Source organism: Kitasatospora sp. NPDC004723, assembly GCF_040609255.1.
In the GTDB taxonomy this organism is placed as follows: domain Bacteria; phylum Actinomycetota; class Actinomycetes; order Streptomycetales; family Streptomycetaceae; genus Kitasatospora.
Genome location: NZ_JBEXJT010000047.1, coordinates 55,807 through 66,170, shown reverse-complemented (window position 1 = coordinate 66,170; position 10,364 = coordinate 55,807). Strand labels below are relative to the sequence as shown.

Below are 10,364 nucleotides of genomic sequence, written 5' to 3'. Positions count from 1 at the left end.
TAGGCGATCGCCGCCTTACCGCTCGGCGAGAAGATCACCGCCTTGTCCCGGCGCAGCGCGAAGTAGCCGAGCGAGTCCCGCTCGCCCTGCTCGCCCGGACCCCCGGTCCGGGCGCTTCTCCCGTTGTCGTGCGCCGGTAGCCCGCCGCCCCCGCCGACCCGGCCGGTGGGGGCGGACGGCGGTGCCGGGCTCAGTCGCGCGCGATCAGGTCGTCGCGCAGGATGTGCCGGCTGCGGATCAGCCAGCCGCCGTGCTCGCCACGGACCAGCACGTCCTCGCAGAGCGTGCTGCAGTAGATCTCGGTGCGCGCCTTCGGCAGGGTCTCCAGCACCATCACGTACGAACGGGTCCGCACCGAGCCGTCCGCAGCCGGCTCCAGGGCCAGCGTGGTGAGCACGTGGCGGCGGATCACCCCGGTCGGCTTGCGGGCCTCCTCGCCCGCCGCGGTGGCCGCCTCGATCGCGGCCCGGCCGACCACCGGCTCCGGGAAGGCGTTGGTGGAGAAGACGCCGTCCTCGGTGAAGCCGGCGGCCCAGGCGGCGACGTCGCCCAGGTCCACGGCCTGCATGTGCCGGGCGTAGAAGTGCTGGATCTCCAGGTGGAGCGCGGTGTCGACGGCCCCGGCGGTCGTCGCGGTGTCGAACAGTGCGGTCATGTGACGTCTCCTCGGGTCTGCCTCGGCACGGGCGCTCCGGCGTCCGCCGAGCCTGTCGGGCGCCGCTGGAGGGCCGCTGGAGCCGGACTGGACCTGTCCGCCGCGTCCAGTCCGGCTCCAGCGGCCCTTGAGCAGCGCCCGTGAGCATCGAGACCGCGCCGGTCCGTTCGCGGGGTCGGCCACGGAACCGAACGGACGGAGTGGCAATGGGCGGGGAGCGGAACCGCGGCAGCGCGGTGGTCACCGGCGGCACCAGTGGGATCGGCCTGGCGGTGGCCCGGCACCTCGGCGCGGCGGGGTACCGGGTGTTCGTCGGCGCGCGCGACGAAGCGGTGGTCGAGGCGACCGTCAAGGAGCTGGTGGGCGAGGGGATCCAGGCCGCCGGCGCCCGGCTGGACGTCCGCGACGTACGGAGCGTCGGCGGGTTCACAGCCGCCGCGGTGGATGCGTTCGGCCCGGTCGAGGTGCTGGTCAACAGCGCCGGCCGGGGCGGCGGCGGCACCACGGCGGAGCTCGCCGACGAGCTCTGGGAGTCGGTGATCGACACCAACCTCAACGGCACCTTCCGGATGGTCCGCGAGGTGCTCACCACCGGCCGGATGCAGGAGCTGTCCCGCGGCCGGATCATCAACATCGCCTCCACCGGCGGCAAGCAGGGCGTGGTACTGGCGGCGCCGTACTCCGCCTCCAAGCACGGCGTGGTCGGCCTCTCCAAGGCGCTCGGCCTGGAGCTGGCCAAGACCGGGATCACCGTCAACGCCGTCTGCCCGGGCTTCGTCGAGACGCCGATGGCCGAGGAGGTGCGCAAGGGCTACGCCGCCGTCTGGGACACCACCCCCGAGGACGTCCTGCGGCGCTTCGAGGCGCGCATCCCGCTGGGCCGCTACACCACGCCGGAGGAGGTGGCCGGCCTGGTCGGCTACCTGACCACCGACCTGGCCGCCTCCATCACGGCGCAGGCGATCAACGTCTGCGGCGGCCTCGGCAACTACTGACCGGCCCGCGCCACCGGCCGGACGATCCACGAGGGGGAAGTACCCATGGCAGAGAACACCGCCGAGACCGGCCTGCCCGCGGCCGGCGCCACCCACGAGGTGACGCACACGGTCACCGTGGCGGCACCCGCCAAGGCCGTCTACGACCTGGTCGCCGACGTCACCGCCTGGCCCCAGGTCTTCGGGCCGACCGTGCACGCCGAGCGGCTCGAACCGGTCGACGGGCAGGAGCGCATCCGGCTCTGGGCCTTCGCCAACGGTGAGGTCCGGAACTGGACGTCGCTGCGGCAGCTCGACCCGGCCGGGCTCCGCGTGTCCTTCCGGCAGGAGCGCTCCAGCAGCCCGGTGGCCGCGATGGGCGGCGCCTGGCGGCTCACCGAGCAGGCCGACGGCACCACCCTGGTCGAGCTGGACCACTTCTGGCGGGCCGTCGACGAGGACGACGAGCAGGCCGTCCGCTGGATCGAGCAGGCCTGCGACCGGAACTCCACCGCCGAGCTGGCCGCCCTGCGGGCCGCCGCCGAACTCGGCGACACGGCCGGCGAGCTGTCCTTCAGCTTCGAGGACACCGAGGAGATGCCGGGCGCCGACCCGGCCGCGGTGTACGAGTTCCTGCACCGCTCCGACCTGTGGCCGCAGCGGCTGCCGCACGTGTCCCGGCTGGACCTCACCGAGGACGAGGACGGCGTCCAGACGATGGAGATGGACACCCTCGCCGCCGACGGCTCCGTCCACACCACCAAGTCCGTCCGGCTCTGCTTCCCGGACCGCATCGTCTACAAGCAGACCGGTCTGCCGCCGGTGATGACGGCGCACACCGGTCAGTGGCTGTTCACCCCGGTGGACGGCGGCGTCCGTGTCACCTCGCGCCACTCGGTGGTGCTCGACCCGGCCGCGCTGGCCACCGCCTTCGGGCCGGACACCGACTACGCCGGGGCCCGGGCCGCCGTCCGCACCGCGCTCGGCACCAACAGCCGCACCACGCTCCGCCACGCCCGTGCCCACGCCACCCCCGGGGAGAACCTGTGAGCGACCTGACCACCGAGCCGTTCCTCAGCCACGGGGCCGAGCTCCCGCCCGTCCCCGGCGGCAGCGTGGACGGACTGCTCACCCGGGCCGCCGAGCGGTTCGGCGACCGCCCGGCCGTGATCGTCCCCGGCGCCGGGGAGGTCACCTTCGCCGAACTGGACCGCCAGGCCGACGCCTACGCCCGCGGCCTGGCCGGGCTGCTCGGTTCGGATGGGGCGCCAGTACTGCTCTCGATGGCGCTGGTCCCCGAGTTCCCGGCGCTCTACTACGGCATCATCCGCAGCGGCAACGTGGTCAACCCGGCCAACCACCTGTACAGCGCCGAGATGCTGGAGCACGCGCTCAGCCTCTCGCGGGCCCGGGCCGCCGTGGTGACGCCCGAGGTGTACCAGCGGCTGGCGCCGCTGCGCGACCGGCTGCCCGACCTGGAGCACGTGCTGCTGATCGGCCCCGCCCAGGACGGCGTCCCGTCCGTGCTGGACCTCCTGGCCGAGCGGCCGGCCGGCCCCGCGCCGGTACCGAGCCGGGGCGAGGCCACCGCCTGCGTCCTGTTCACCAGCGGCTCGACCCGCAAGCCCAAGCCGGTGCGGCTCAGCCACCGCAACCTGCTGACCGGCGCCGTGCAGCTGTCCACCGCGCACGAGCAGGACGCCGGCTCGGTGGTGCTCAACGGGCTGCCGCTCTACCACCCGATGCACATGAACGCCTCGACCCACGTGGGCGCCACCCACGTCCTCTCCGGCGGGGACGTGGTGGACGCGGTGGGCCACGCCAACGAGTACCGGGCGACGCACTTCTACACCCTGCCGTTCCGGCTGATCCAGCTCTCCGGCCACCCTCGGCTGGGCGAGCTGGAGCTGGCCACCGTACGGATGGTGGCGTCCGGCGGCTTCCCGCTGCGCCCCACCGTGCTGCGCGCGCTGGACCGGCAGTTCGGCGTCCCGATGCTCCAGGGCTACGGCATGTGCGAGACCTCCTCGCTGGCCGCCTCGGACCTGCTCTCGGCGCCCCGGCCCGGCTCGGTGGGCCGTCCGCTGCCCGGCAGCCGGCTGCGGATCGTCGACCTGGAGTCGCGGCTCCCGGTGGCCCCGCACGCGATCGGCGAGATCCAGGTGCAGGGCCCGAACGTGATGAAGGGCTACCTGGTGCCGCAACCCGAGGAGGCCGTCGACGCGCGGGGCTGGCTCTCCACCGGTGACGTCGGCTACCTGGACGAGGAAGGCAGCCTGTTCTTCCTCGACCGGGTCCGGGACGTCTTCACCACCGGCGGCGTCCTGGTCGCCCCCGGGCAGATCGAGTGCTTCCTGGCCGAGGAGCCCGAGGTCGCCGAGTGCGCGGCGGTGGACGCACCGCATGACGGGGAGCTGGTGCCGGTGGCCTTCGTGGTGCTCCGACCGGCGCACCGGCCGGCCGGCCCGGAGGCCCTGGCCGCCCTGGTGGAGGGGCTGCGCGAGCGGGTCAACGCCCTGGTGGAGCCGCACCAGCGGCTGTACCGCGTGGAGGTGCTGGACGAGCTGCCCCGGCTGGCCAACACCAAGGTGGACCGGACCGCGCTGCGCAAGCGCGTCCGGTGAGCACCGGTACCGAGTGAACCGACCGACAACGCTGCGGGAGACGAGAGCATGCGACTGATCGACCTGTCCTCGCCCATCGACGCCGACTTCTGGGAGGCGGAGCCGATGGAGCACAAGGTCATGACACCGGCCGAGGCGGCCGTCTACATGACCGACGGGATGCGCGAGCAGTTCGGGGTCGACCTCGACCCGGCGGTACTGCCGGACGGCGAGTTCCTCAACCAGGACATCCTGACCGTCAGCACCCACATCGGCACCCACGTCGACGCCCCCTCGCACTACGGCACCCGGACCGGGCACGGCGGCCCGCCGCGGACGATCGACGAGATGCCGCTCGACTGGTTCCAGCGCCCGGCCTTCGTCCTGGACGTGCGCGGCGCCGGCACCGGTGCGGTGGACGCCGGGGTGCTGGCCGAGGAGCTGGACCGGATCGGCTACCAGCCGCAGCCGCTGGACATCGCGCTGATCCACACCGGAGCCTCCGCGTGGGTCGGCACCCAGCGGTACTTCACCGAGTTCACCGGGCTGGACGGCTCCGCGGTGAACTTCCTGCTGGACTTCGGCGTCAAGGTGATCGGGACGGACGCGTTCAGCCTGGACGCGCCGTTCTCGGACATCATCCGCCGCTACCGCGAGACCGGTGACCGCTCCGTGCTCTGGCCCGCGCACTTCGCCGGCCGGGAGCGGGAGTACTGCCAGATCGAGCGACTGGGCGGGTTGGACGCGCTGCCCCGGCCGTCGGGGTTCACCGTGACCTGCTTCCCGGTGAAGATCGCCCGGGCCGGCGCCGGCTGGACCCGTGCGGTGGCCACGGTCGAGGACTGAACCGGCACGACGAGGGAGGGTCCGCCCGGTGGGGCGGACCCTCCCTCGTCGTAGGAGCCGCGGACGTCAGTCCTGCCAGGCCGGCCGCTGCTCGATCTCCAGCACCGCGCAGGACCAGGTGAAGCCCGCCCCCACGCCCATCACCAGGCACCGCTCGCCCGGCCGCAGTCGCCCGGTGGCGGCCAGGTGGTCCAGTCCGGCGAACTGGTCGGCCGCGCCGAGGTGGCCCACGCCGCTGCCGAACTCCCAGGTGGTGCGCGCGATGTCGACGTCCAGGCGTTCCAGGAAGACGGCCTGCAGCCGGCGCCGGCCGAAGTGCGGCAGCACCAGGGTGGCGATGCCGTCGAGGCCGGTGTCGGCCTCGGCCAGCGCCTGCTTGAGCGCGGTCTCCTGGCCGGCCAGGGTCCGGGCCAGGACGAAGGACTTGCCGGCGGTGGCCAGGAACTGGCGCTTCAGCGGGTCCAGGTCGACCGGGGAACGCAGCGCGCCGAGGCCGGTCCCGAACGGGTCGTCGCCCCGGTGCATGCCCTCCAGCTCCGGGTCGGAGACGGTCACCAGGCTGCGCAGCCGGGCGAAGCCGCCCCGGCGGCTGAGCACCAGCGCCGAGCCGCCGTCCCCGTAGACCGTGCCCGGGTCGCTGCGCCAGCGGTCGAAGTGCGGCCCGGCGAACCGGTCGGCGGCGGTGAGCACCGCGGCCGTGTCGCGCCGGCCGGCGGGGGAGCCGAGGAACGCGGCGGCGAGCTCCAGCGCGGCCATGCCGCCGTTGGACATCTGCCGGACCTCGACGGCCGGGCACTGGTTGCCGATCGCCGTCCGTTGCACGTACGAGGCCGGCGGCCAGAGGTCGTGGCCCTGGTACCAGACGGTGGCGTGCAGCAGCAGCTGCACCTCCGCGGGCGTGTGGCCGCTGCGGGCCAGCGCGTCGGCGGCGGCGCGCGCGGCCAGCTCCGGCGGGGAGTCACCCGGCCCGGCGACGGCGATCGACCGGATGCCGGTCGAGACGGCGATGCGCCGGTCGACCAGGCCGGCGGCCAGTGCCTCCTCCACCGGCATGCCCGGCGGCAGCGCGCTGCCGGTCGCCGCTACGTACACGTCCTCGTACCTCATGCGTCCTCCACTGCTCGAACCGGCCGGGCCGCCCGGCCGGTTGACGGGCAGCAGCCGTCTCCCACCCTGTGCGGGACGGCTCGATCTGCCCTCGAACCGGGCTGGAGAGATGCTGGTGGCGGGGCCTCTCCAGCGGAGTTCCAGCGGTCTCGGAGGTGTGGGCGACAGGGTCGAGTACCCGGACCGCCGTCGGGGCGGCCGGTGGATTCTCGATGGGTGGGGCGGCGTCATGGTCGATCAGGACTGCGCAATTGTCAGGGGCATGGTCCGGCTGAAGGGGGCTGCCGACGCCTTCGCCGCACCGGGCTGGGCCGCTCTGCTGCTGATCTGGCTCGGCGTCGGCCCGGAACGGCTGCCGGTCCGGACCCGCTTCGTGGTGGCCGGCCCGTACGCGGTGGACCCGGCCGGGCCCTACCCGGTGGAGTCGGTCGCCGACTCCCGGGCCGCGCTGTTCGCCGCCTGCCGGGCGCTGGAGCGCGGCGAGGCGGACACCGTGGTCGCGGTCGGCCTGCACGAGCCGCAGCCCGGAGCCGTCGCCGCCGTGGTGCTGCGCCGCTCGGTGGAGGCGCTGGCCGAGGGTGAGCGGGTGCTCGGCCTGCTGCGCGCCTGCTCCTGGCCGCCGGCCGTCCCCGAAGGGGAGCCGGTCTCCGCCATCAGCGACCTGCGTCCGCTGTTCGGCTGGGGGGCGTGGCCGGCCGACGCGGTGCTGCGGCCCGGCCCCGAGCCCACCGACGGCCGGGCGGTGCTGCTGATGCCCCCGGGCGAGCGGCTCAGCCGCAGCCCCGGTGTCGGGCCGTACCTGCACGCCTGGTCGGCGCAGGACGCCGACGCCGAGGAGCGGATGCGCGACGAGGTGCTGAGGGCGCTGGAGTCGACCGGGGAGCGGCCCGTACCGCTGCCGGAGCTCTTCGGGCAGCCGGTCGAGCCGGTCCGCGGCTGCCTGGTGGCCGCCTCGCGGGAGGAGGTGGTGGCGGCGCTGCGGACCGGTGACCCGGTGCTGCGCGGCACCGTGACCGAGCGCCGGGGCGTCGCGCTGCTCTTCCCCGGTCAGGGCTCGCAGTATCCGCGGATGGGCGCCGGGCTGTACGGCCACGAGCCGGTGTTCACCGCCGCCGTCGACGCGGTGCTGCTCCTGCTGGAGGACGGCGAACGGGTCCGCGACGTCTGGCTGTCCGGCGAACCGGTCGACGCGACCGAGTACTCCCAGCCGCTGCTCTTCGCGGTCGGCTACGCGATGGGCCGGCTGGTGATGAGCTGGGGAGTGCGGCCGAACGCCCTGCTCGGGCACAGCATCGGCGAGATGGTGGCGGCGACCCTGGCAGGTGTGTTCACCCTGCCGGACGCGGTCCGGCTGGTCCGCGAGCGGGTGGAACTGGTGGCGGACGCCCCGCCGGGCGGGATGCTGGCGGTGGCGGCGGCCGCGGACCGGCTGGCGCCGTACCTGGTCGGCGACGTGGTGGTGGGCGCGGTCAACAGCTCGCGGCAGTGCCTGCTGGCCGGGCCGGACGCCGAGCTGGCCAAGGTGGCCGGGGCGCTGGAGGACGACGGCATCACCTGCCGTCCGGCCAGGTCCCACAAGGCGTTCCACAGCCCGGCGCTCGCCCCGTACGCGGCGGCCTCCACACCCTCGTTCGCCGCGGTGCGTCGCAACCTGCCCTCGATCCCGGTCCATTCGGCGGCCGGAGGCGGTCCGCTGACCGCCGAGCAGGTCGCCGATCCCGCCTTCTGGGCGGGGCAGTTGGCCGGACCGGTGCTGTTCGGTCCGGCGCTGAACAGGTTGCTGGCCGACGGGGACCACCTGCTGGTCGAGGCCGGCCCCGGGCAGGGGCTCGCCGCCCTGGCCCGCCGGCATCCGGCGGTCCGGTCCGGGCGCAGCGCCGTCACGGCGCTGCTGCCGACCCGGCCGGGAACGCCGGAGGACGACCGGCGGGCGCTGCTGTCCGGGGCCGGCCGGCTCTGGGTGGAGGGCCACGACCTGGACCGGGACGCCCTGCAGCCACCCAAGTGAGGTGTCAACCGGCCCGGCCGCCCAGGGTGGCCTGGCCGGATACGACCTTCTCCAGCAGCCCGCGCAGCGTGTCCAGTTCCTCCGTCGAGAGGAACTGGCCGAAGTGCCGGCGGATGTTGCCGATCTGGGTGGGCAGGGCCGAGGTGAGGGTGATCCGTCCGGTATCGGTGATCACGGCGTAGGTCACCCGGCGGTCGTCGGTGGCGGTCTGCCGGTGGACCAGGCCGGCCAGTTCCATCCGGTCGATCAGCTTGGTGACGCTGGCCTTGGACACCACCAGCGATTGGGAGAGCTCCTGCATCCGCAGCCGCCCCTCCGGCCGGCGGTGCAGCCGGGCCAGCACTTCGAACCAGGCCAGCGAGATCCCGTGGGCGTCCATCAGCTCACGGTCGAGGGTCTTGGAGACCAGCGAGAACGCGTGGACGACGGTCATCCAGGCCTGGAAGCCGGCCTCGCCGGCCTCCGGCGGGGCGATCCCCAGGGGGAGGGACGCCGATTTTTTGATTGACATGGAAACCATCATACGGATACATTGCCGCTCGGAACGGTTTCCAAGTTAATTAATCTCAACGCGCCCCCTTGTGCGCGGCGCGTACCTCCTGAGGGGACGTCATGTCCGAACGCGTAACTCTCTCGGCTGATTCGGCGACCCGCGGGCATCCCGTCCGGACTGCGATCGTGGTCGGGATCGCCCTGTTCATGGCCTCGCTGGACAACCTGATCGTCACCACGGCGCTGCCGAGCATCCGCGAGGAACTGCACACGGACGTCGAGGGCCTGGAATGGACGGTCAATGGCTACACATTGACCTTCGCGGTCTTCCTGATGATCGCTTCGGCGGTCGCCGACCGGTTCGGCCGCAAGCGGCTCTTCGCGATCGGACTGGCGATCTTCACCGGTTCCTCCGCGCTCGCCGCGCTCTCCAGCAGCATCGAGACGCTGATCGCCGCCCGGGTCGTCCAGGGCCTCGGCGCGGCCATCGTGCTGCCGCTCACCCTGACCCTGCTCTCCGCCGCCTTCCCGCCCGAGAAGCGCGGTGCCGCGCTCGGCGCCTGGGGTGGCATCGGCGGCCTGGCCGTCGCGCTCGGCCCGCTGGCCGGCGGCCTGGTGCTGAACAACCTCTCCTGGTCCTGGATCTTCTGGATCAACGTGCCGATCGGCATCGTCCTGCTGGCGCTCATCCCGGGCTGGCTCACCGAGAGCCACGGCCCGAGTGCCAAGCTCGACCTGGTCGGCACCCTGCTCGCCGGGCTCGGCATGCTCGGTCTGGTGCTCGGCATGGTCCGGGCCGGCGAGCGCGGCTGGACCGACGGCCAGATCGTCGCCAGCCTGGCCGCCGGCGTGCTGTTCTTCGCCGCCTTCGTCTGGTGGGAGGCCCGCACGCCCGCCCCGATGCTGCCGATGCGCTTCTTCCGCAGCGCCACCTTCACGGCGGCCAACCTGGCCTCGCTCTTCATGTACTTCGGCATGTTCGGCGTGATCTTCCTGATCACCCAGTACCTGCAGACCGTGCAGGGTGCCTCGCCGCTCGGCGCCGGCGTCAAGATGCTCACCTGGACCGGCATGACCCTGCTCGCGGCCCCGGCCAGCGGCATCCTGTCCGACAAGATCGGCGGCAAGCCGATCGTCGCGGCCGGCCTCTTCCTCCAGGCCGCCGGCATCCTCTACCTGGCCATGGTGGTCACCCCGACCGCGTCCTACGCCGTCCTGATCCCCGGCTTCATCGCCAACGGCCTCGGCATGGGCCTCTACTACGGCCCGGTCGCCAACCTGGTGCTCGGCTCGGTCGGCCGCGCCGAGGAGGGCATCGCCTCCGGCGCCAACAACGCCATCCGCGAGCTCGGCGGCGTCTTCGGCATCGCCGTGCTGGCCTCGATCTTCACCGCCGAGGGCGGCTACGGCAGTGCCCAGAGCTTCACCGACGGCCTGGCCCCGGCGCTGTGGGTCGGCACCGCGGTGGTCCTGCTCGGCGGCATCTCCGCGCTGTTCATCAAGGGCGGTCCGGCGGCGCAGGCCGCAGGGGCGCCGGCCGGACCGGCCGGCGAGCCGGTCAAGGAGGCGGTGGGCCGCCCCGGCGGTGCCGTCCTCAGCGAGATCGAGATCTGACCCGTTCCGTACCGGCGCGACCCACCGGGCAACCGCCCGGGGGGTCGCGCCCACGACCGAGAGGT

At 73.6% G+C, this 10,364-nt stretch carries 9 protein-coding genes; 6 read left to right on the top strand and 3 right to left on the bottom strand.

Annotated features, from left to right (window positions below):
- Window positions 1-190: 190 nt before the first annotated feature.
- A complete protein-coding gene (locus ABZW10_RS31685; RefSeq protein ID WP_355372822.1) occupies window positions 191-655 on the bottom strand; it encodes a nuclear transport factor 2 family protein in 465 nt (154 codons plus the stop codon).
- 206 nt (window positions 656-861) lie between these two features.
- Here ABZW10_RS31685 and ABZW10_RS31680 point away from each other — a divergent pair, with 206 nt between their 5' ends.
- Genes ABZW10_RS31680 through ABZW10_RS31665 form a run of 4 tightly spaced genes read left to right on the top strand, consistent with a single transcriptional unit; the run spans window position 862 to window position 5,078 of the window.
- Window positions 862-1,650 (top strand): SDR family NAD(P)-dependent oxidoreductase, encoded by a 789-nt coding sequence (locus tag ABZW10_RS31680; RefSeq protein WP_355372819.1) that lies wholly within the window; start codon window positions 862-864, stop codon window positions 1,648-1,650.
- A 45-nt stretch (window positions 1,651-1,695) separates the two neighbouring features.
- A complete protein-coding gene (locus ABZW10_RS31675; RefSeq protein ID WP_355372817.1) occupies window positions 1,696-2,679 on the top strand; it encodes an aromatase/cyclase in 984 nt (327 codons plus the stop codon).
- Window positions 2,676-4,253: a class I adenylate-forming enzyme family protein gene (locus ABZW10_RS31670; protein ID WP_355372814.1), complete on the top strand. Its 1,578-nt coding sequence runs from the start codon at window positions 2,676-2,678 to the stop codon at window positions 4,251-4,253. Before ABZW10_RS31675 ends, ABZW10_RS31670 begins: the two co-directional genes overlap by 4 nt.
- Before the next feature lie 48 nt (window positions 4,254-4,301).
- Entirely contained in the window at window positions 4,302-5,078 is a 777-nt protein-coding gene (locus ABZW10_RS31665) for a cyclase family protein (protein WP_355372812.1), read from the top strand.
- 66 nt (window positions 5,079-5,144) lie between these two features.
- Here ABZW10_RS31665 and ABZW10_RS31660 read toward each other — a convergent pair whose 3' ends face one another.
- Window positions 5,145-6,185, bottom strand: coding sequence for a ketoacyl-ACP synthase III family protein (locus ABZW10_RS31660; RefSeq protein WP_355372810.1), 1,041 nt, complete (start codon window positions 6,183-6,185; stop codon window positions 5,145-5,147).
- A 262-nt stretch (window positions 6,186-6,447) separates the two neighbouring features.
- Between ABZW10_RS31660 and ABZW10_RS31655 the strand changes: the two genes are divergently transcribed.
- Entirely contained in the window at window positions 6,448-8,193 is a 1,746-nt protein-coding gene (locus ABZW10_RS31655) for an acyltransferase domain-containing protein (RefSeq protein ID WP_355372807.1), read from the top strand.
- Window positions 8,194-8,197: 4 nt separating this feature from the next.
- Here ABZW10_RS31655 and ABZW10_RS31650 read toward each other — a convergent pair whose 3' ends face one another.
- Window positions 8,198-8,704: a MarR family transcriptional regulator gene (locus tag ABZW10_RS31650; RefSeq protein WP_355372805.1), complete on the bottom strand. Its 507-nt coding sequence runs from the start codon at window positions 8,702-8,704 to the stop codon at window positions 8,198-8,200.
- A gap of 167 nt (window positions 8,705-8,871) precedes the next feature.
- Here ABZW10_RS31650 and ABZW10_RS31645 point away from each other — a divergent pair, with 167 nt between their 5' ends.
- Window positions 8,872-10,299 carry an MFS transporter gene (locus ABZW10_RS31645; RefSeq protein ID WP_355372802.1) on the top strand — a complete coding sequence of 476 codons (1,428 nt, stop codon included), beginning with the start codon at window positions 8,872-8,874 and terminating at the stop codon, window positions 10,297-10,299.
- The last annotated feature ends 65 nt before the right edge of the window (window positions 10,300-10,364 follow it).

Excerpts from the sequence above, each read along its gene's own strand:
- ABZW10_RS31685 (WP_355372822.1), bottom strand. The coding sequence starts at position 655 with ATGACCGCACTGTTCGACACCGCGACGACCGCCGGGGCCGTCGACACC.
- ABZW10_RS31680 (WP_355372819.1), top strand. The coding sequence starts at position 862 with ATGGGCGGGGAGCGGAACCGCGGCAGCGCGGTGGTCACCGGCGGCACC.
- ABZW10_RS31675 (WP_355372817.1), top strand. The coding sequence starts at position 1,696 with ATGGCAGAGAACACCGCCGAGACCGGCCTGCCCGCGGCCGGCGCCACC.
- ABZW10_RS31665 (WP_355372812.1), top strand. The coding sequence starts at position 4,302 with ATGCGACTGATCGACCTGTCCTCGCCCATCGACGCCGACTTCTGGGAG.
- ABZW10_RS31660 (WP_355372810.1), bottom strand. The coding sequence starts at position 6,185 with ATGAGGTACGAGGACGTGTACGTAGCGGCGACCGGCAGCGCGCTGCCG.
- ABZW10_RS31655 (WP_355372807.1), top strand. The coding sequence starts at position 6,448 with ATGGTCCGGCTGAAGGGGGCTGCCGACGCCTTCGCCGCACCGGGCTGG.
- ABZW10_RS31650 (WP_355372805.1), bottom strand. The coding sequence starts at position 8,704 with ATGTCAATCAAAAAATCGGCGTCCCTCCCCCTGGGGATCGCCCCGCCG.